Annotated in this window: 20 protein-coding genes; 10 read left to right on the forward strand and 10 right to left on the reverse strand. The window is 72.6% G+C overall.

Annotation, left to right across the window (positions count from 1 at the left end; translation table 11 throughout):
- From IE97_RS0136340 to IE97_RS43535, 4 genes are all read right to left on the reverse strand, one after another.
- Positions 1-676, reverse strand: a 676-nt coding sequence (locus tag IE97_RS0136340; RefSeq protein WP_030251133.1) for a biotin/lipoyl-containing protein, incomplete at its 3' end; no start/stop codon positions are given.
- Between the two features lie 61 nt (positions 677-737).
- Positions 738-2,126 carry a dihydrolipoyl dehydrogenase gene (gene lpdA, locus IE97_RS0136345; RefSeq protein WP_030251136.1) on the reverse strand — a complete coding sequence of 463 codons (1,389 nt, stop codon included), beginning with the start codon at positions 2,124-2,126 and terminating at the stop codon, positions 738-740.
- A gap of 305 nt (positions 2,127-2,431) precedes the next feature.
- Complete coding sequence (locus IE97_RS0136350; protein ID WP_030251139.1) at positions 2,432-3,958, reverse strand: leucyl aminopeptidase; 1,527 nt, start codon at positions 3,956-3,958, stop codon at positions 2,432-2,434.
- 236 nt (positions 3,959-4,194) lie between these two features.
- Positions 4,195-4,320, reverse strand: a complete 126-nt coding sequence (locus IE97_RS43535; RefSeq protein WP_267881820.1) for a hypothetical protein — start codon at positions 4,318-4,320, stop codon at positions 4,195-4,197.
- A 56-nt stretch (positions 4,321-4,376) separates the two neighbouring features.
- Here IE97_RS43535 and IE97_RS0136360 point away from each other — a divergent pair, with 56 nt between their 5' ends.
- From IE97_RS0136360 to IE97_RS0136380, 5 genes are all read left to right on the forward strand, one after another.
- The gene (locus IE97_RS0136360; RefSeq protein ID WP_051705261.1) at positions 4,377-6,410 is read left to right on the forward strand and encodes a hypothetical protein; all 2,034 of its coding nucleotides are present in this window, start codon (positions 4,377-4,379) and stop codon (positions 6,408-6,410) included.
- A 146-nt stretch (positions 6,411-6,556) separates the two neighbouring features.
- On the forward strand, positions 6,557-8,080 hold the full coding sequence (gene pelF, locus IE97_RS0136365; protein WP_030251145.1) for a GT4 family glycosyltransferase PelF: 1,524 nt from the start codon (positions 6,557-6,559) through the stop codon (positions 8,078-8,080).
- Positions 8,077-9,573, forward strand: a complete 1,497-nt coding sequence (locus tag IE97_RS0136370) for a hypothetical protein (protein WP_030251148.1) — start codon at positions 8,077-8,079, stop codon at positions 9,571-9,573. The genes pelF and IE97_RS0136370 overlap by 4 nt, the downstream gene beginning before the upstream one ends.
- Positions 9,570-10,247: a spherulation-specific family 4 protein gene (locus tag IE97_RS0136375; protein ID WP_051705262.1), complete on the forward strand. Its 678-nt coding sequence runs from the start codon at positions 9,570-9,572 to the stop codon at positions 10,245-10,247. The genes IE97_RS0136370 and IE97_RS0136375 overlap by 4 nt, the downstream gene beginning before the upstream one ends.
- On the forward strand, positions 10,244-11,026 hold the full coding sequence (locus tag IE97_RS0136380) for an endo alpha-1,4 polygalactosaminidase (protein ID WP_030251155.1): 783 nt from the start codon (positions 10,244-10,246) through the stop codon (positions 11,024-11,026). Before IE97_RS0136375 ends, IE97_RS0136380 begins: the two co-directional genes overlap by 4 nt.
- A 40-nt stretch (positions 11,027-11,066) precedes the next feature.
- Here IE97_RS0136380 and IE97_RS0136385 read toward each other — a convergent pair whose 3' ends face one another.
- Positions 11,067-11,849, reverse strand: a complete 783-nt coding sequence (locus IE97_RS0136385; RefSeq protein ID WP_030251158.1) for an adenosylcobinamide-GDP ribazoletransferase — start codon at positions 11,847-11,849, stop codon at positions 11,067-11,069.
- A gap of 60 nt (positions 11,850-11,909) precedes the next feature.
- Here IE97_RS0136385 and IE97_RS0136390 point away from each other — a divergent pair, with 60 nt between their 5' ends.
- The gene (locus IE97_RS0136390) at positions 11,910-12,671 is read left to right on the forward strand and encodes a hypothetical protein (protein ID WP_030251162.1); all 762 of its coding nucleotides are present in this window, start codon (positions 11,910-11,912) and stop codon (positions 12,669-12,671) included.
- A 138-nt stretch (positions 12,672-12,809) separates the two neighbouring features.
- Here the strand turns inward: IE97_RS0136390 and cobT are convergent, their stop codons facing one another.
- The gene (cobT, locus tag IE97_RS0136395; protein WP_030251165.1) at positions 12,810-13,928 is read right to left on the reverse strand and encodes a nicotinate-nucleotide--dimethylbenzimidazole phosphoribosyltransferase; all 1,119 of its coding nucleotides are present in this window, start codon (positions 13,926-13,928) and stop codon (positions 12,810-12,812) included.
- Between the two features lie 156 nt (positions 13,929-14,084).
- On the opposite strand from cobT, the gene IE97_RS0136400 reads away from it, so the two are divergent.
- On the forward strand, positions 14,085-15,140 hold the full coding sequence (locus IE97_RS0136400) for a class I SAM-dependent methyltransferase (RefSeq protein WP_030251169.1): 1,056 nt from the start codon (positions 14,085-14,087) through the stop codon (positions 15,138-15,140).
- A 26-nt stretch (positions 15,141-15,166) separates the two neighbouring features.
- Here IE97_RS0136400 and IE97_RS0136405 read toward each other — a convergent pair whose 3' ends face one another.
- Together IE97_RS0136405 and IE97_RS0136410 are read right to left on the reverse strand one after the other, a co-directional pair.
- Complete coding sequence (locus IE97_RS0136405) at positions 15,167-15,814, reverse strand: dihydrofolate reductase family protein (protein ID WP_030251172.1); 648 nt, start codon at positions 15,812-15,814, stop codon at positions 15,167-15,169.
- A gap of 41 nt (positions 15,815-15,855) precedes the next feature.
- A complete protein-coding gene (locus IE97_RS0136410) occupies positions 15,856-17,055 on the reverse strand; it encodes a bifunctional adenosylcobinamide kinase/adenosylcobinamide-phosphate guanylyltransferase (protein WP_030251176.1) in 1,200 nt (399 codons plus the stop codon).
- Positions 17,056-17,280: 225 nt separating this feature from the next.
- Between IE97_RS0136410 and IE97_RS0136415 the strand changes: the two genes are divergently transcribed.
- Complete coding sequence (locus IE97_RS0136415; protein WP_030251180.1) at positions 17,281-17,493, forward strand: hypothetical protein; 213 nt, start codon at positions 17,281-17,283, stop codon at positions 17,491-17,493.
- Positions 17,494-17,543: 50 nt separating this feature from the next.
- Here IE97_RS0136415 and IE97_RS0136420 read toward each other — a convergent pair whose 3' ends face one another.
- Both IE97_RS0136420 and IE97_RS0136425 read right to left on the reverse strand, forming a co-directional pair.
- Positions 17,544-18,245 carry a class I SAM-dependent methyltransferase gene (locus tag IE97_RS0136420; protein ID WP_030251184.1) on the reverse strand — a complete coding sequence of 234 codons (702 nt, stop codon included), beginning with the start codon at positions 18,243-18,245 and terminating at the stop codon, positions 17,544-17,546.
- 83 nt (positions 18,246-18,328) lie between these two features.
- On the reverse strand, positions 18,329-18,928 hold the full coding sequence (locus tag IE97_RS0136425; RefSeq protein WP_030251187.1) for a DUF3043 domain-containing protein: 600 nt from the start codon (positions 18,926-18,928) through the stop codon (positions 18,329-18,331).
- A 318-nt stretch (positions 18,929-19,246) separates the two neighbouring features.
- On the opposite strand from IE97_RS0136425, the gene IE97_RS0136430 reads away from it, so the two are divergent.
- Positions 19,247-20,032, forward strand: a complete 786-nt coding sequence (locus IE97_RS0136430) for a PspA/IM30 family protein (protein ID WP_078603528.1) — start codon at positions 19,247-19,249, stop codon at positions 20,030-20,032.
- A gap of 30 nt (positions 20,033-20,062) precedes the next feature.
- A complete protein-coding gene (gene pspAA / locus IE97_RS0136435) occupies positions 20,063-20,341 on the forward strand; it encodes a PspA-associated protein PspAA (protein WP_030251197.1) in 279 nt (92 codons plus the stop codon).
- Positions 20,342-20,469 lie beyond the last annotated feature (128 nt).

Below are 20,469 nucleotides of genomic sequence, written 5' to 3' on the forward strand. Positions count from 1 at the left end.
TGGGAGCGGGCGCCGGGGCGGCCTGCTCGGTGGACGGGGCGGCCGGGGCCGGCTCGGGAGCGGGCTCGGCGACCTGCTCCGCCTGCGGGGCCGGGGCGGGCTGCGCCGGGGCGGCCGGCTGCGGCGCCGGGGCGGGCTCGGGCTGGGCCGGGGCGGCCGGGGCCTCTTGTGCGGGGGCGGCGGCCGGAGCGGCACCCGCCTCGCCGATGACGGCGAGCTTGGCGCCGACCTCAGCGGTCTCGTCCTCACCGACCACGATCTCCAGCAGCGTGCCGGAGGCGGGGGCGGGGATCTCGGTGTCGACCTTGTCGGTCGACACCTCGAGCAGCGGCTCGTCGGCCTCGACGCTGTCACCGACCGACTTCAGCCAGCGGGTGACGGTGCCCTCGGTGACGGACTCGCCGAGCGCGGGCAGGACCACGTCCGTGCCCTCGGCGGAGCCGCCGCCGGCGGCGGCGTCGGCGGTGGGAGCGGGCGCCGGGGCGGCCTGCTCGGTGGACGGGGCGGCCGGGGCCGGCTCGGGAGCGGGCTCGGCGACCTGCTCCGCCTGCGGGGCCGGGGCGGCGAGCAGCGGCTCGTCGGCCTCGACTCGCTCACCCTCGGCCTTCAGCCAGCGGGTGACAGTGCCCTCGGTGACGCTCTCGCCGAGCGCCGGAAGGGTTACGGAAACCGCCATGGTTTCGGTTGCTCCTTACGGAAAGTGCGGAAGTCTGTCGTCGCGTTCGTCGACCGAGGGGTCAGTCGTGCGCGTGGAGGGGCTTGCCGGCCAGGGCCAGGTGGGCCTCGCCGAGCGCCTCGTTCTGGGTCGGGTGGGCGTGGATGAGCTGCGCGACCTCGGCGGGCAGCGCCTCCCAGTTGTAGATCAGCTGGGCTTCGCCGACCTGCTCGCCCATGCGGTCGCCGACCATGTGGACGCCGACGACGGCACCGTCCTTGACCTGGACGAGCTTGATCTCGCCCGCGGTGTTCAGGATCTTGCTCCTGCCGTTGCCCGCGAGGTTGTACTTCAGAGCGACGACCTTGTCCGCGCCGTAGATCTCCTTGGCCTTGGCCTCGGTGATGCCGACGGAGGCGACCTCGGGGTGGCAGTACGTCACCCGCGGGACACCGTCGTAGTCGATCGGGACGGTCTTCAGACCGGCCAGGCGCTCCGCGACCAGGATGCCCTCGGCGAAGCCGACGTGCGCGAGCTGCAGGGTCGGGACGAGGTCACCGACGGCGGAGATGGTCGGCACGTTGGTGCGCATGTACTCGTCGACCAGGACGTAGCCGCGGTCCATCGCGACGCCCTGCTCCTCGTAACCGAGCCCCTGGGAGACCGGGCCGCGGCCGATGGCGACCAGCAGCACCTCGGCCTCGAACGTCTTGCCGTCGGCGAGGGTGACCCTGACACCGTCCTGGGTGTACTCGGCCTTCTCGAAGAAAGTGCCCAGGTTGAACTTGATGCCGCGCTTGCGGAAGGCGCGCTCCAGCAGCTTGGAGGAGTTCTCGTCCTCGACCGGGACGAGGTGCTTCAGGCCCTCGACGATCGTGACGTCGGTGCCGAAGGACTTCCACGCGGAGGCGAACTCGACGCCGATGACACCGCCGCCGAGGATGATCGCGGACTTCGGCACGCGGTCCAGGACGAGGGCGTGGTCGGAGGAGATGATCCGGTCGCCGTCGATCTCCAGGCCCGGCAGCGACTTCGGCACGGAACCGGTCGCGAGGAGCACGTGGCGGCCCTGGACACGCTGACCGTTCACGTCGACGGAGGTCGGCGAGGACAGCCGGCCCTCACCCTCGATGTAGGTCACCTTGCGGGAGGCGACGAGCCCCTGCAGGCCCTTGTACAGGCCGGCGACCACGCCGTCCTTGTACTTGTGGACACCGGCGATGTCGATGCCCTCGAGCGTGGCCTTCACACCGAACTGCTCGCTCTCGCGCGCCTGGTCGGCGATCTCGCCCGCGTGCAGCAGGGCCTTGGTGGGGATGCATCCTCGGTGCAGGCAGGTGCCGCCGACCTTGTCCTTCTCGATCAGGGCGACGTCCAGGCCCAGCTGCGCCCCGCGCAGGGCCGCGGCGTAACCACCGCTGCCACCGCCGAGGATCACTAGGTCGAAAACGGTGCTGGCGTCGTTCGCCACGTCACGTCCTCCATGCATGTGCGCCGTACGCCGGTCTTCACTGACCGGCAGGCGGCTGGTGTCCGGCCGCTCGTTCTTCGGCCCTTAGGTGGGGCCCTGTCCTGCCGAGCCCCATCTTCGCACTTGTCGACACACAAAGAGACGCCGGGCTGCTGTGTGAGACGCCCCACGTTCACATGAGCCACCACCCTGAGGCGAGTCCGGCGCGGCTCCCCGCGCCGGAAGGGGCGCGGGGAGCTGCGCGAACAGCCCCCACGCGCCCGCGCTCGCCACACAACGGGCGAGATCGAGCTCTCGGGCGAAACTCAGCCCAGATCGCCGGCGGCGGTCAGCTCGGCCAGCCGCACCAGCGTCCGCACACCACTGCCCGTGCCACCCTTCGGCGTGTACCCGAAAGGCCCGCCCTCGTTGAAGGCCGGCCCCGCGATGTCGAGGTGCGCCCAGGTGATCCCCTCACCCACGAACTCGCGCAGGAACAGACCGGCGACCAGCCCGCCGCCCATCCGCTCGCCCATGTTCGCGATGTCGGCCGTGGGGGAGTCCATCCCCTTGCGCAGGTGCTCCGGCAGCGGCATCGGCCACGCGGGCTCCCCGACCTCCCCGGCGGCCTCGTGCACCGCGGCGCGGAACGCGTCGTCGTTGGCCATGATCCCGAACGTCCGGTTCCCCAGCGCCAGCACCATCGCCCCGGTCAGCGTCGCGACGTCCACGATCGCGTCCGGCTTCTCCTGTGACGCCGCCCACAGGGCGTCCGCGAGCACCAGCCGGCCCTCGGCGTCGGTGTTGAGCACCTCCACCGTCTTGCCGCTGTACATCCGCAGCACGTCGCCGGGACGGGTCGCGGACCCGGAGGGCATGTTCTCGGCCAGGGCGAGCCAGCCGGTGACGTTGACCTCGAGCCCCAGCCGGGCCGCGGCCACGACAGCGGCGAACACCGAGGCCGCGCCGCTCATGTCGCACTTCATCGTCTCGTTGTGACCGGCCGGCTTCAGGGAGATACCGCCCGAGTCGTACGTGATGCCCTTGCCGACGAAGGCGAGGTGCTTCTTCGCCTTGGAGGAGGTGTACGACAGCTTCACCAGGCGCGGCCCCGCCGCCGAGCCGGCCCCGACGCCGAGGATGCCGCCGTAGCCGCCCTTGGTCAGGGCCTTCTCGTCGAGCACCTGCACCTTGATGCCGTGCTCCTTGGCCGCGGCCTGCGCGATCGCGGCGAACGCCTCGGGATTCAGGTCGTTCGGCGGGGTGTTGATCAGGTCGCGGGCGCGGTTCAGCTCCTCGGTGACGGCGACGGCACGCTCGACGGCGGCCTTGTACGCCTTGTCGCGGGGCTTGCCGCCGAGCAGGGCGACCTCGGCGAGGGGGGCCTTGCCGTTCTTCGCCTTGGGGTCCTTGCCGTTGTTCTTGTAGGCGTCGAAGGAGTACGCGCCGAGCAGCGCGCCCTCGCCGATCGCGCCGGCGTCGGCGGCGTCGGCCAGCGGCAGGGCGAAGGCGGCCTTCTTGGACCCGGCGAGGGCGCGGGCGGCGACGCCGGCGGCCCTGCGCAGGGCCTCGGTGTCGTAGTCGGCGTCCTTCTCGGGGACCGCGCCCAGCCCCACCGCCAGCACGAGCGGTGCCTTGAAGCCGGACGGCGCCGGCAGCTTCGTCACCTCGCCCTCGGCGCCGGACGCGCCGAGAGTCTCCAGGACGCCGGCGAGCCTGCCGTCGTACGCCTTGTCCACGGCCTCGGCGCCCGGTGCGACGACCGGCCCCTTGGCACCCTTGGCGACACCGATCACGATGGCGTCGGCCCGCAGACCGGGCGCCGCGGCGGTGCTGAGAGTGAGAGCAGTCACGGTGGTGAAATCTCGCTTCCGATGTGAAGTTTCGGTGGGTCGAACGGTGTGGGTCGACCGGGCCCGACAGCCGACCCCGAGGGTCGGTCGGCAATCACCCGTCGTCCGCCCGGAGGGCGGGCCCGGCGGGTGATTGCCGACCGACCCTATTCCGACCTCAGGGTTCGGTATTCACGGGGCCTTTTCCCGGTACGGCGAACACTCGACGTCGAGACTACGCGCGTGGCCCGGTTCGCTCATTCCTGCGGGCGTTCACCTCTCGGTGGCATGGTGGCCATTTCTTGATCCCTCACACCGGTGAGCTGGGTCACACTCATCGCGATCAGGTGAGCGCTCAGCTCGCCGCTTTGCATGATTTCCACGGATCCTCCTCTGTTCGAGCGCAAGGGGATTCCGGGGATCTTCTGGGGGAGGGACCATGGCGCAGCGTGCGCGCAAATGGAGAAACACGGCCGCCGCGATGACGGCGGCAGGCATGATCACGGCCGGGGCGGTCGCGCCCGGGGCGGCGGCCGCCGAGGATCCGCGCATCGACCTGAAGGTGCTGGTGGTGGACAACGGCGACAGCCCCGTCCGCGCCGTGACGGCCCAGCTCAGGAGCACGGGCATCCCGTACACGACCATCGACCTGAACGACTCGGGCCGGCCGCGGATCACCGAGACGTTCCTCAGCGACACGGTGAACGGCAGACCCCGCGCCAAGTACCAGGGCGTCGTCCTGCCGAACGAGGCCCCGTTCGGCGCGGGTTCCGCCGAGCAGACCGCCCTGGAGGCCTACGAGCGCACGTACGGCATCCCGCAGGTCGACGCCTACACCTGGGCACACCCGGAGGTCGGCCTCGACTACACCAGCGACGGTGGCTGGGCGGGCACCCTCGACGGGCGTGAGGCATCCGTCACCGCGGCGGGGAAGGCCGGCTCGTTCGGCTACCTCGACGGAGCCTTCCGGTTCGAGGACAACTCGGCGGGCGTCCAGGAGAGTTACGGCTACGTGGCCCGCCCCCGCACCGGCTTCACGAGCTATGTCGACCTCCCTGTGCCCGGCGGCACCGGCCGCGGCAGCCTGGTCGGCGAGTACGCCCACGACGGCCGCCGCGAACTCGTGGTGACCTTCGCCTACAACGGCAACCAGCAGCAGTTCCGGCTGCTGGCCCGCGGCATCGTCGAGTGGCTCACCCAGGGCGTGCACCTGGGCCAGACCCGCAACTCCTTCGCCGTACACGTCGATGACGTGTTCGCCCCGGACAGCCGCTGGGACACCGAACGCAACTGCACCCCCGGCGACTTCGACTGCGCCGGCGGCGAGGGCGAGGGCACCACGCCCATCCGCATGACCGCCGACGACGCCGCCTACGCCGCCCAGTGGCAGCGTGAGAACGGCTTCACCATGGACATGGTCTTCAACGCCGGCTCCGGCGAGGAGTGGAAGACCGAGCACGGCGGCACCGACGCCCTCACCGCCCGGCTGCTCGCCGACAAGGCGCAGTACCGCTGGGTCAACCACACCTACACACACCCCTTCCTCGGCTGCGTCCAGGACACCTCCACCGTGCCGTGGAGCTGCGCGAAGAACGCCGACGGCTCGACGAAGTACATGAGCCGCGCCGAGATCGCCGCGCAGATCCGCGACAACCACAACTGGGCCGTGGGCAAGGGCCTCCCCGTCGACCGCGCCGAACTGGTCACCGGTGAGCACTCGGGCCTGAAGACCCTGCCGCAGCAGCCGGACGACAACCCCGACCTGGCCGGCGCCCTCGCCGACACCGGCGTCAGGTGGATCGCCTCGGACAACTCCCGCGAGCCCGAGCAGCGGACCGTCGGCAACGCCCTGACCGTCCCGCGCCACCCCATGAACGTGTACTACAACGTGGGCACGGCGGCCGAGATGGCCGACGAGTACAACTGGGTCTACACCTCACGGGCCGACGGCGGCAGCGGCGTGTGCGAGGACAACCCCACCTCCACCTGCCTGGACGAGCCGCTCGACCTCACCACCGGCTACGCCGAGCACATCGTCCCGCAGGAGGCCCGCACCGCCCTCGGGCACGTCCTCGCGGGCGACCCCCGGCCGCACTACGCGCACCAGTCCAACCTGGCCGAGGACCGGCTGCTCTACCCCGTCATGGAGAAGGTCCTCGACGACTACCGGGCGCTGTTCGCCGACAACACCCCGCTGGAGAACCCCCGGCACAGCGCCATCGGCACCGAGGTGCAGCGCCGCGCCGCCTGGCAGACCGCCCTGGCGAACAACCGCGTCACGGCGTACCGCATCGGCACGACCGTCACCGTCACCGCACCGTCCGGAACCCAGATCCCGGTGACCGCCCCCGAGGGGACCAAGAAGCAACTAGCCCTGGGCACGACCGCGTTCGGCACCCCGTACGCGGGAGCCCGCTCCGCCTGGACGACCCCGGCACCACTCCAGTCGGCCCTCACATTGAAGTTGCCCTAGAGCGAAACGCCCCTCTTTTCAGGGGCGCGGGGCCGCATTCGATATGCGGCTCCGCCGCGGGGGCGCGACCAGCCACGACGAGCCCGCACCCGGCACCCGTCAGCAGTTCCCCGCACAGAATCCGCACCACAGGGGGGAAACACCGCATGAGGCGAACAGGCCGCCATGTCACCATGCTCACGGAAGGCACCTACCCGCACGTCCACGGCGGCGTCAGCACCTGGTGCGACCAGCTCGTCAAGGGCATGCCCGAGGTCGACTTCCACATCGTCTCGCTCACCGGCACCGGCCGCGAACCCGTCACCTGGGAGCTGCCGCCCAACGTCTACGCGCACACCTCGGTCCCCACCTGGGGCCCGCGCCCCGGCCGCAGACGCCCCCCGTACGGCAAGGCCCGCCGGCGCTTCACCGAGACCTACGAGCGTTTCCTGCTCTCCTTCCTCGACCCCGGCTCCCCCGCCTGCTTCGGCGAGTCCCTGAACGAACTGGCCGAACCGGCCCGGGACGGACGCCTGCCGGCCGCGTTGCGCACCGAGTCGGCGCTGCGGTCCCTGATGTCGGTCTGGACGATGCCGCATCTGCCGACGGCCGCCGCCCGCCCCACCGTGCACGACGCGCTGACCGCGACCGACCTGCTGGAACACGCCCTGCGGCCGCTCGGCGTCCGCATCCCCGAGGACTCCCTCGCGCACGCGGTGAGCAGCGGCCTCGCCACTCTGCCCGCACTCGCCGCCCGCCACCTGGACGGCGTACCGTTCCTGCTCACCGAGCACGGCATCTACCTGCGCGAGCGCTACCTCGGCTACCGCCACGACGCCCAGCGCTGGCCCGTGAAGGCCTTCATGCTCGGCTTCTACCGGGAGCTGAACTCCTACGGCTACCGCGCCGCCGACCTGATCACCCCGTGCAACCAGTACAACCGCCGCTGGGAGGAGCGCGGCGGTGCCGACGCCGGCAAGATCCGCACGGTCTACAACGGCGTCGACCCGGCCGCCTTCCCGCACGCCGGCCCCGAGCCCGACGTGCCCACCCTGTCCTGGTGCGGCCGGATCGACCCCATCAAGGACCTGGAGACCCTGATCCGCGCCTACGCCGATGTGCGCGCCGAGATCCCGGCGACCCGGCTGCGGCTCTTCGGCCCGGTTCCGCCCGGCGGCGAGGCCTACCGCACCCGCCTGGAGAAACTCGCCGCCGAACTGGGCGTCACCGACGGCCTGACCTTCGAGGGCCGCATCAGCGAGGTCTGGCGGGCGTACGCGGCCGGGCACGTCGTCATGCTGTCGTCGATCTCCGAAGGCTTCCCGTTCTCCATCATCGAGGCCATGTCGTGCGGCCGTACGACGGTGTCGACGGACGTGGGCGGCGTGCGCGAGGCCGTCGGCGACACCGGCCTGGTGGTCCCGCCCCGCGAGCCGGAGAAGATGGCCGCCGCCGCGCTCACCCTGCTCAAGGACGACCAACGGCGCCTCAAGCTCGGCCAGTTGTCGCGGCAGCGCGTCATCGACCGGTTCACGCTGCGCCGTTCGGTGGACGCCTTCCGCACCATCTACAAGGAACTCGCGGGCGAGGACGAGGTGTACGAGCCGACGCTGGAGACCGTCGCCGACTGGACGCTGGAGCTGCGCGACCCCTGGTACGCGGGCGCCGCGACGGACGGGAGCGGCTGGTGAGCGGTAGCGTCTGGCTGCCCCCGGGCTCCCGCCCGGACGCCCTGCCCGGCATCCCCCGGCAACGGCGGCGCACCCCCAGCTGGGCCCAGCCCGATCCCGTCGACGAACTCACCGAGCGCCTCGACGACTTCATAGCCGCGGCGGTCCACCCCGACGAGATCGCGGCGCTCCTGGAGTCCGACGGTCTCTCCGACGACCAGATACGCGAACGGTACGGCGTGAAGAACTCCTTCGCGCTCGCCGAGACCCTCTACGAACGCGTCGAACGCCGCTACCCGGAACCCGCGGGACCGCCGCCCGACCCGTGGCGGATCGGCCTGCTGGGCTGCCTGCTGCGCGGTGTCGTCTTCGCCCTCCCGGGCCTCGCCTACGTCCTCGGCGCACCCCTGTTCGCCGGACCGGGTGATCTCGGCCTCCCCGCCGGCACGGTCCCGCTCCTCGCGGGCGCCCTGTGCGGCTGGACCTGGAACCAGGGACTCGCCCACCGGGCGTACGCGTGGCTGGGACTGGGCGACCGGACGGCCGCCCGGCGCGCCCTGCTGCTCGGCGCGCCGGCCGGCGCGTTGCTCGGTTCCCTGGTCGCCCTGGCGTTCGCGGGCAGCGCCGCCCCGGCCGTGGTCGCCTTCGCCGCCGGGCAGTCCTGCTACCTGGCGGCGGCGACCGTCCTGCTGGTGATGGGCCGCGAACGGCTCCTGCTGACCGCGCTCGCGCCGATGGCGACGGCCGCGGTGCTGTCCCTGGTCCAACCACTCTCCGAGGCCGCGAGACTGGCTGCGCTACTGGGCTCCCTGGCCGCGGTCGCCGCCCTCGCCGTACGTGAGGTGGCACCGGCCCTGAAGGGCGAGGGCGGGTGGTCCGCGCGCCTCATCGCCCTGCTGCCCTTCGGCGGCCCCGGCACCACTGCCGCGCCCCGGCTCACCGGCTCCCTGCCCTACGCCCTGTTCGGGCAGGCCACCGGCGTCCTCGTGCTGTACGCCGCGCTCGGCGACGTCCTCGCCGGCGAGCAGCACAGCGCGATCGCCGCACCCGCCGCCGTCGCACTCACCCTGAGCATGGGCCCCGCCGAGTGGCTGCTCCACCGCTTCCGCAGCGACAGCCTCGCCGGACTGCGCTCCAGCGGCACCGCCCGCGACTTCCGGCGGACGACGGTCCTGACGGTCCTCCAGTGCCTGGCCGCCTACCTCGCCGCGCTGCTCGCACTGAGCCTCGCCGCCTCCGCCCTGTGGCCGCACTCCCCGGTCCCGGGCGGGGCCCGGCTGGCCGGACTGCTCCTGCTGGGCGTGGTCCTGTGGACGGGCCTGCTGCTCCAGTCGTTCGGCGCGGTGACCGCCGCGACGGCGGTGTGCTGCGCCGCCGCCCTCGCCCAGACGCTGCTCCTCGTCACCCACACCGGCGACCCGCACACGGCGGGCCTGATCGTGTACGGCGCGGCGGCCGTCGTCCAGGCCGGCCTGGTGTGCGCCCTGCTGGGGAGGGCAACCGCCCACCGATGAGCACTCTCCTGGTCCCGTACTACGAGCACCCGTCCGCCCGCCCCGCCGAGTGGGACGCGATCGTGGCGGCCGCGCCCCGCCTCTACGGCGTGGTCCTCAACCCGGCCAGCGGCCCCGGCGACCGCCCCGACGAGGCCTTCGCCGAGGTCGCCGCCCGGCTGCGGACGGCCGGCACCCGGACCCTCGGGTACGCCGACACCGACTACGGCCGCCGCGCCACCACCGACGTCGTCCGCGACCTCACCCGGCACCGCGACTGGTACGGCACCGACGGCGCCTTCCTCGACCAGGTGCCCTCGGGGCCCGAGCAGTTCGAGTACTACCAGCGACTGGCCGTGGCCGCGTGGGGCGTCGGCTGCGGCACTCTCGTCCTCAACCACGGCACGGCACCGCACCCCTGCTACGCCCGCATCGCCGACGTCCTGGTCACCTTCGAGGGTCCCTGGGGGGCGTACCGCACGCTGCCTCCCCAGCGGTGGCCGGGCGGTCCGGACGTGCGGCTGTGCCACCTGGTGTACGGCGTACCCCCCGACGCGGACCCGGCGGGCCTGGCCCGGGCACGGGGCGCGGCGGTGCACTGCGCGGTGCCGGGCACCGGAGATCATCCCTGGGGCACACTGCCGTACACCGTGAGCGACACGGATGACACGGAGAACGCGGAGAACACCCCTTGAGACGTCCGTCCCTGCTCGTCACCCTGCTGCTCGTCCTGCTCCTCGCGGGCTGCGCCCGGAGCTCCGACGACAAACCCGCCCCCCGCTGGCAGCCCCGCCCCGGCACCGCCTGGCAGTGGCAGCTCAGCGAGCGGCTGGACACCTCCGTCGACGTGCCGGTCTACGACATCGACGGATTCGACCACTCCGAGGAGACGGTCGCCGGGCTGCACGACGACGGACGCAAGGTCATCTGCTACCTCTCCACCGGCGCCTGGGAAGAGTTCCGCCCGGACGCGGAGGACTTTCCCAAGTCGGTCCTCGGCCGGGGCAACGGCTGGGAGGGCGAGCGCTGGCTCGACATCCGCCGCACGAACGTCCTGGAACCGCTCATGGCGGCCCGCATGGACATGTGCCGCGACAAGGGCTTCGACGCCGTCGAGCCCGACAACATGGACGGCTACCGCAACGACACCGGCTTCCCCCTCACGGCGGAGGACCAGCTCCGCTACAACCGCCTCGTCGCCCGCCTGGCCCACGACCGGGGCCTGGCCGTCGGGTTGAAGAACGACCTGGACCAGATCCCGGAACTGGTGGGGGACTTCGACTTCGCGGTCAACGAGCAGTGCGCCCAGTACGGCGAGTGTGCGGCCCTGAAGCCGTTCGTCGAGGCGGGCAAGGCCGTCTTCCACGTCGAGTACGAGGTACCCACCCGCCGCTTCTGTGCCGAATCCCGCCGCCTGAAGCTGAGTTCGCTGCTCAAGAAGTACGAACTGGGGGCGTGGCGGCAGGCGTGCTGATGCCGGCGGCGGCCGGGGCGGGTGGGGGACGGGGAGCGTCTCAGCCCAGGGACAGAACGACCAGCGCCGTCGTCGCCGCCGTCTCCGCGAGGCCGCCGAACACGTCCCCGGTGACCCCGCCGAAACGGCGCGCGCAGTGCCGCAGGAGCAGTTCCGCTGCGGCCAGCGAGAGGGCCACCGCGAGCACGGCCCGGGCCACGCCGTACGGCCCGAGTACGGCACTCCCCGCTGCCGCCGCCCCCGCGACCACGACGGCGGTGACGAGCGCACCCCGCACCGGCACCACGCCCGCGACCGCCGCCCCCAGCCCCTCCGGCCGCGCCGCCGGCACCCCGGCCCGGGCCGCCAGGGTCAGGGCCAGCCGGGCCACGGTCGCGGAGACGACGGCGGCGCAGGCGCCCCGGGCCCAGGAGGCCTCGTAGGCCTGGGCGAGCGCGGCGGCCTGGGTGAGCAGGGCGAGCACGAGGGTGATGACCCCGAACGGCCCGATGTCCGACTGCTTCATGATCCGCAGCGCGTCCTCGGCGGGCTTCCCGCTGCCCAGGCCGTCGGCGGTGTCCGCGAGCCCGTCCAGGTGCAGCCCCCGGGTGAGAACCGCGGGGACGGCGACGGTGGCCACGGCGGCGAGCGGCCCGCCCGCACCGAGGAACAGCAGCGCCAGCCCGAGGGCGGCGGCCGAGGCGCCGACCGCCAGCCCGGCCAGCGGAGCGCACAGCATGCCGCCCCGCGCCGCCTCCCGGTCCCACCGGGTCACCCGGACCGGGAAGACCGTGAGGGTGCCGAAGGCGAAACGGAGACCGTCGAGGGGCGAGGTTCGGGGCACCGGCGCAGGCTACCGGCCGGTCGGAAGAGCGGACACGTCGGCTGAGGTTAAAGTGCGCATATGGGATGGTTTGAGCGGAACATCGTGGAACCCGGCAAGCTGCCGTTGTTCCTCGCTCTCGTCTCCTTCGTCCTGACCTTCGTGATCACCCGGGTCATCACCCGCCTCATCCGGGCGGGCAAGGGCCCCTTCGGCAACGTCAGCAGCGGCGGCGTCCACGTCCACCACGTGGTCCCCGGGATCATCCTGACGATCGTCGGCGGCTTCGGCGCGGTGGCGGGCGGCCAGTACGGTTTCGGCTCCTACCTGGCCGCGGTGCTCTTCGGTATCGGCGCGGGCCTCGTCCTCGACGAGTTCGCCCTGGTCCTGCACCTCGCCGACGTCTACTGGACCCCGGACGGCCGCAAGAGCGTCGAGATGGTCGTCCTCACCGCCTCCCTCGTCGGCCTGCTCCTGATCGGCTTCTCGCCGCTGGGCGTCAACAACCTCTCAGAGGACCAGGAGCAGAACCGCGCCGTCGCCATCCTGACCGTCCTGGCGAACTTCCTGTTCGCCCTCATCGCGCTGTTCAAGGGCAAGGTCCGCCTCGCGGTCCTGGGGGTGATCGTCCCCGTCGTCGCCCTGGTCGCCGCCGTGCGGCTGGCCCGCCCCACCTCACCCTGGGCCAAGCGGTTCTACCGGAACCGCCCCCGCGCCCGCGCCAGATCCGGCCTGCGGGCCTACCATCACGACCGCCGCTGGGTGGGCCCCGGCCGCCGGTTCCAGGACTGGATCGGTGGCGCGCCCGATCAGGAACCGGCCCGGTCCCTCGAACGCCGCTGACGTACCGCGCCGACCGCGCACCTGCGTACGTGGGAACGTCCGAGGGTGTCGGCGGCTCGGCCGAACCGGCACCACGTTCCAGGACCGACCGGAACGCGACGATGTTGCGCCGGCGTGCGTGCCCCGGATCCTCGGGGTCTACTGCTCGGCGGGAGCCTCGAAGGCCTCCGGCCGCGGCGGCTCCTCCGATTCCTGCGGCTCCTCCGACTCCTTCGGCTTCTCCGGCAGCTCCGCCGCCAGCGCGGCCGCCGCCTGGACGAGGGGCAGTGCCAGCAACCCCCCGGTGCCCTCCCCGACCGTCACCCCGTGGGTGAGCAGCGGCTCCAGGGCCATCCGGTCCAGCGCCTTGGCCTGCCCGGGCTCCCCGCTGTCGTGCGCGGCCAGCCACCAGTCCGGTGCCCGGAACGCGACCCGCTGCGCGACCAGCGCGCACGCTGCCGTCACGACCCCGTCGAGCACCACTGGCAGCTTCCGCACCGCGCTCTGCAGCAGGAAGCCCGTCATCGCGGCGAGGTCGGCGCCGCCCACCGTCGCCAGCAGCCGCAACTGGTCCCCGAGCACCGGCCGGGCCCGGCGCAGCGCGTCGCGGATCGCCGCGCACTTGCGCATCCACGCCAGGTCGTCGATGGCCAGCCCGCCCCGTCCGGTGACCACCGACGCGTCGACCCCGCACAGTGCCGCGACCAGCACGCCCGCGGCCGTGGTCCCGCCGACGCTCACATCGCCGAGCACCACCAGATCCGTACCGGAGTCGGCCTCCTCGTCGGCCACCGCGACCCCGGCCCGGAACGCCGCCTCGGCTTCTTCCGTGGTCAGCGCGTCCTCGACGTCGATCCGCCCGCTGCCGCGCCGCACCCGGTGCCGGACGACGTCCTCGGGCAGGGACGCGGGGTCACAGTCCAGGGCCATGTCGACGATCCGCACCGGCACGCCGAGCCGCCGCGCCAGCACCGACACGGGCCGGGCGCCCTCCAGCACCTCGCGCACCGACTCCGCGGCGCTGCCCGCAGGCCGGGCCGAGACGCCCAGCTCGGCGACGCCGTGGTCACCGGCGAAGAGCACCACCCGCGGCCGTTCGACCGGCCGCACCGGCACGGCCGACTGCGCCGCCGCCAGCCACTCACCCAGTTCGTCGAGGCGGCCCAGCGATCCGGGCGGCACGATCTGCCGCTCCCGGCGTGCCTCGGCGTCACGGCGGATCCCGCCGTCCGGACGCTCGATCAGATCGGTGAAGTCGTCGAGATTAAGCGAGCTCATTCGCCGAACAGTACCGGCCCCGGTCGAACAGCACGGCGCCACATCGCGACTCCTCCGCGGCGACGTCGTTGCACCCAAGATCGGCATCCCATACGTTCCGGTTTGCAGCGGATTGTCGTACGTCCCTGCCGTACGCCTCGCGCCCGGGAGCCGCCCATGCCCGCATCCTCCACTCCCTCCGCTTCCTCCACGTCCCTCGCCGCCCAGGCGACCGCCCGCGTCCACGAACCCCACCGTCCGGACTGCCCCTGGTGCGGTTCCACCCGCCTGCGGAACCGTCTGCGCACCGGTGACCTGCGGCAGTACAAGCCGGGCACCTTCACGGTCGACGAGTGCCGGGACTGCGGCCACACCTTCCAGAACCCCCGCCTCACGTTCGAGGGGCTGGCCCTCTACCACCGCGCGGTGCGCGGAGCGCCGGTGGACCGCGCGTCCGACGCGCTTCTCGCACTGCGCTCCGGCCGGGTCCGCCACCGCTCGGCCGCCCGCGCCATGCTGCGCTTCGGGGAACCGGAGAGCTGGCTGGACGTCGGGACGGGTCACGCCGGCTTTCCGGCGACGGCCAGGGAGTTCTTCCCGTACACCGCGTTCGACGGCCTCGACCCGACGCCCCGCGTGGTCCGCGCCCGCTCGGCCGACCGCGTCGAGGAGGCCCACGTCGGCCAGCTCACGGACCCCCGGATCGCGGCCCCGCTGCGCGCCCGCTACGACGTGGTCAGCATGCTCCACCACCTGGAGGGCACCCCGGACCCCCGCGCGGAACTCCACGCCGCCCTGGGCGTCCTGCGCCCCGGCGGCCACCTGCTCATCGAGACCGTGAACCCCCGCAGCGGGTACGCGGCGCTCCTGGGCCGCTGGTGGCTCGGCTACGACCAGCCCCGCCATCTGCACCTGCTTCCCCCGCGGAACCTCAGAGCCGAGCTGGAGGAGGCCAGCTGCACGATCGTCCTCCTGGACCACCGCCCCACCCACAGCCCCCACGACCTGTCGGGCGCCACGGCCCTCGTCCTCTCCCACGCCCTGCCGGCCCCCGACACCCCCTGGCGCGCGATCCCCCCACCCCACGCCCACCAGCACGTCCGCGCGGCCCTGCTCCGGGCGGGAGTGCCGCTGGTGGCCCTGGCAGCGGTGGCGGACCACCTGCTGGCACCCCTGGCCCGCCGCACCCGCCTCGCGAACACCTACCGCCTGATCGCCCGCAAACCGGCGTGATCACACCTCGGCCGGCACCGGGCGGTTCACGGACCCGCCCGGGTGAACGTCACATGAGTGACTCCGCTGGGCGAGGAGGCGGCCTCGATCGCGTAGTCCTCCTCGAGACCCGGCAGTCCGTCGAGGAGACGTACGCCGCGCCCGAGCAGGATCGGGACCACCACGACGTGCAGGTGGTCGATGAGCCGGGCGGCGAGGAAGTCGCGGATCACGGTGGGCCCACCGCCGATGCGTACGTCTTGGCCGCCGGCGGCCGCGCGGGCCGTACCGAGCGCCTCGGCGGGTGAAGCGTCGAGGAAGTGGAACGTGGTGCCGCCCTCCATCTCGATCGACGGTCGCGGGTGCCGGGTGAGGACGAAGACCGGTGTGCGGAACGGCGGGTCGGCACCCCACCACCCCCGCCACTCCGGGTCCTCGTGCCATCCGGGGTAGCCGAACTTCCCGGCGCCCATGATCTCGGCGCCGATCCCGGGCTCGAACTGTCGCACGAAGGCGTCGTCGAGGCCGTCGGATCCGCCGGGTTCGCCGGTCCGTTCGTGCCACCACCGGGTGGCGAACATCCATTCGTGCAGCCGTTCGCCGGCGTGGCCGAACGGCGCCTCCCGGCTCAGCCCCTCACCGGTGCCGAAGCCGTCGAGCGAGACGGAGAAGTTGTGGACCCGGGTGCGTGACATGGCCGACGCCTCCCTCTCTTGCGACCTCTGTGACCTTGGTTTCACCCTCGCAGCGCGACCGCCTGCCCGGCCACCACCAACAGCACATGCTCACACTCGGCCGCGAACCCGGCGTTCAGCCGCCCGAGTTCATCCCGGTACCGCCGCCCGGACGCGGTGGACGGCACGATCCCCGACCCCACCTCGTTCGACACGGCCACAACGGTCCGCCGGGTCGAACGCACCGCCTCCGTCAACTCCCGCACCCGCTCCCGCAGCACCTTCTCACCCCGCTCCGCCCACACCGCGTCGTCCCACGCCCCGGCGGCGTCCATGGCGTCCGTCAGCCACAACGACAGACAGTCGATGAGCAGGGGCGGCCCCTCCGCCTCCAGCAACGGCACCAGATCGCACGTCTCCACCGTGTGCCACGACCCGGGCCGCCGCTCCCGGTGCGCGGCCACCCGGGCCGACCACTCGGTGTCCCCGTTCCGCGACCCTCCCGTCGCCACGTACAGCACGTCCGGAAAGGCCTCCAGCCTCCGCTCGGCCTCCACCGACTTGCCCGACCGCGCCCCGCCCAGCACCAGCGTCCGCCGCGGCACGTCCGGAACGTCCTCGTACGCCCCGACCGCAAGCGTCACCCCGTCCGGCACGGCCCGCGCCCCGGCCGCCGCGAGCCGCCGCACGAGCTCGGGCCCCGGCGGCACGTCGTGGTCCAGATGGACGGCGACCACATCCGTCGTCGGCCCCACCGCCCCCACCGCCCGCAGCTTCGCCAGCGCGTCCGGCCGCCCCACGACATCCAGGAGCACCATGTCGTAGGGCTCGGCAGGCTTCTCGATCCCCGCCGGCGCCCCGCCCGGCGGCAGGTACAGCAGCCGCTGCCCCTCCGGCCCGGTCACGGCGTACCCCGTGCCCGGCGCGTCCAGCGCCACCGCCCGCACCCGGTGACCCGTCAGCAGCGTCAGCTCCCGCCCGTCCGGCACCCGCCCGGGCTGCGGCAGCCCGGCCGGCACCTCGACCGCGGGCCCGTCGTGCGGATGCGACAGCAGCACCTGCCGTACGCCGGTCAAGGACCGGCCGGCCCGCGCCGCCGCGAACGCCGCCCCGGGCGTCAGGTCGAGCAGCAGCGCCCCGTCCAGGAGCAGCGCGGTGGCCGCCCGCGCGTCGGGGCCGAGAGCGGCCGCACAGGCCGCGCAGGGACAGTCCGGGCGGGGCAGCCCCGCGGGGGCACCGGTACCGAGCAAAGTGAGTTCCACGCCCCCGATTCTCACCCGTGAGCATGGGACATGCGTGTCGGCGACGCCCCCTCAGGGGCGCGGGGAACTGCGCGACCAGCCCAATGTGACCCGCACGCATCTGATCAGCCGCACCCCCGCGACGCCTATAACGCCCCACCCAGCGGAGCGCATAGGCTCTGGACAGGAGCCGGACCAAGATCCGGCTTTCGCTGTGCAGTGTGCTCACACACATGGGAGGCGTACATGGCGGCATGGACGTGGCGGTTCGAGAAGACGGACGGGACGGAGGTCCAGCCCGCGGTGCCGCCGGAGGACTTCTCCACCCAGGGGGACGCCGAGTCCTGGATCGGGGAGCACTGGAAGGCCTTGCAGGAGGGCGGTGCCGACCAGGTGCGGCTGTTCGAGGACTCCACGGAGATCTACGGGCCGATGAGCCTGCACGCGGCCGACGCGTGAGCCCGGGGGCGGGGGCCGACGGTCCCCGCCCTCTCTTTCCGCCGTGTGACTCAGCCCCGTACGCCGCACAGGTGCAGCAGCGCCGCCACCCCGCGGTACGGGTCGGTCCGCCCGGCCTTCTCCTCCACCGCGAGCAGCGTCTCCACGTCGGCCGGGACCTCCGCGCCGTCCGCCGCCGTGTCGGTGAACACCCGCACCCCGTACCAGGCGTGCAGCGGCGCCCCGATCCCGGCGAGCGTCGCCGTCAGGTCCTTCAGCCGGTCGGCCCGTACGTCCAGCCCCAGGCGGTTCCGGTAGTCGACCGTGTCGAACGCGGACAGCGCGCCCGCCCAGTCGCCGGACAGCCCCGGCCGCAGCGCGAGGGCGTCACCGTTGCGCACGAGCAGAGACAGCAGCCCGCCCGGCGCGAGCATCCGGGCCAGCCCCGCCAGCAGCGGATCCGGCTCCTCCACGTACATCAGGACGCCGTGGCAGAGCACCACGTCGAAGCTGCCGGGCAGGAAGTGCACCCCGGTGTCCCGGCCGTCGCCCTCGATGATCCGCATCCGCTCCCGGATGCCCTCCGGTTCCCCCGCGAGGGCGTCCCGGACCACGGCGATCATCCTCGCGTCCTGCTCCAGACCGGTCACCCGGTGCCCGGCCCGGACCAGGCGCAGCGCCTGGGTGCCCTGGCCCATCCCCACGTCGAGCACCCGCAGCCGCTGCCCGACCGGGAACCGGCCGACTATCTGCTCGTCCAGCTGGCGGGCCACCAGCTCCTGCCGGACGACATCGCGCAGCCCGCCCAGCTTGTCCAGCCAGGCGTCCGCCGCACCCCCGGAGAACGGCGTCGTGGTCAGGGCCGCTCTCCGCGCTTGACCTGCGGCTTCGGCAGCCGGAGCCGACGCATCTGGAGGGAGCGCATCAGGGCGTAGGCGACGGCGCCGCGCTTGTTCTCACCCGCGAAACGCTCGTTCAGCTGCTTCTTCAGGCGGAAGGAGGTGACGAACGAGTCGAGCACGATCATCACGATCACCACGAGCCACAGCAGCAGCGCGATGTTCTGCAACGCCGCCTGCCGCACCATGCTCAGCACGAGAATGACCACGGCCATCGGCAGGAAGAACTCCGCGATGTTGAACCGCGAGTCGATGAAGTCACGCGCGAACCGGCGGACCGGTCCCTTGTCACGCGCGGGCAGGTACCGCTCGTCGCCGCTGGCGAGAGCCTGGCGCTGCCGCTCCAGCGCGGCACGGCGCTCCTCGCGCTGCCGCTTGGAAGCCTCCTTGCGCGTCATCGACGTGTTGGCCACGCTGCGGCGCTGCGACTGCGCCTCGCTGCGCTTGGGCGTGGGGCGGCCCTTGGGGGCCTCGGGGTGACGGGGCTGACTGGAGTCGGTCACCGGCGCCTTGTCGGCTGCCTGGGCCTTCTCATCCTTGGCACGGCTACGGAACACAAAACCCAAGGGTAAGGGCTTCCCGGGCATGGACCCCAGTCCCGTGGGGAACGATCCGGCAACACCAGTCGTCAGTAAGGGGACAGAGGGGACGTTGTGTACGCACCCGGTCGTTCCCCGGGACGTACGCCTCCGGTAACCCCGGGGACCACCTACTCCCTACGCCGGAGCGGGAGCGTACACAGTCGTCCTCGGGGATGAGCGCATCCGTCCCCGAACAGTGCGGTAATGGATGCAGGGCCCGTACTGTGGGTTCTGTCGCAGGAGCTGGAGCCGGAGTCGGTCAGAAGGGGGCGCGCGAAGCCCATGAGCGGTGTCATGAAGCGTATGGGGATGATCTTCCGCGCGAAGGCGAACAAGGCCCTTGACCGGGCCGAGGACCCGCGCGAGACCCTCGATTACTCGTACCAGAAGCAGCTGGAGCTGCTCCAGAAGGTCCGCCGCGGCGTCGCCGACGTGGCGACCTCCCGCAAGCGCCTGGAGCTCCAGCTGAACCAGCTGCAGGTGCAGTCCACCAAGCTGGAGGACCAGGGCCGCAAGGCGCTCGCGCTGGGCCGTGAGGACCTGGCACGCGAAGCGCTGTCCCGCCGCGCCGCCCTCCAGCAGCAGGTGACCGACCTGGAGACCCAGCACGCGACGCTCCAGGGCGAGGAGGAGAAGCTCACCCTCGCGGCCCAGCGGCTCCAGGCCAAGGTCGACGCCTTCCGTACGAAGAAGGAGACGATCAAGGCGACGTACACGGCGGCCCAGGCGCAGACCCGGATCGGCGAGGCCTTCTCCGGCATCTCCGAGGAGATGGGCGACGTCGGCCTGGCGATCCAGCGGGCCGAGGACAAGACGGCCCAGCTCCAGGCCCGCGCCGGCGCGATCGACGAGCTGCTCGCCTCCGGCGCCCTGGACGACCCGTCCGGCATGCACAAGGACGACATCCAGGCCGAGCTGGACCGGCTCTCCGGTGGTACGGATGTAGAGCTGGAGCTGCAGCGCATGAAGGCCGAGCTGGCCGGAGGCTCCAGCGCTGGGCAGCAGGCCATCGAAGGTGGCACGAGCCAGCAGCAGTCGCAGCAGCAGCCGCAGGACACTCCGCGCTTCGACAAGCAGTAGGGGTCCACGCTCCACGCCTAGGAGGGCGACATGATCGTACGGATCATGGGGGAGGGCCAGGTGAGGCTGGCCGACAGCCACCTCACCGAGCTGAACAAGCTGGACGACGAGCTCCTGGCGGAAATGGAGAACGGCGACGGCCCGGGCTTCCGCCGCACCCTCCAGGCCCTGCTCGCCAAGGTCCGAGACCTCGGCGACCCCCTCCCCGACGACTCCCTGGAACCCTCCGAACTGATCCTTCCGTCCCCGGACGCGACGCTCGAGGAGGTCAGAGAGCTGCTCAGCGACAACGGCCTGATCCCCGGTTGACCGAGCTGCGGGCAGTCGTGCCCGCTGGGGGCGGCACGGGTGGGCGCAGCGGCACCCCGCAGCGCCGGGCTGCGCAACCCCCCGTCCCCAGCACCGACGCCGAGCACCTCACACCTGGCCTCTCGAAC

Source organism: Streptomyces sp. NRRL S-455, assembly GCF_000717875.1.
GTDB lineage: Bacteria > Actinomycetota > Actinomycetes > Streptomycetales > Streptomycetaceae > Streptomyces.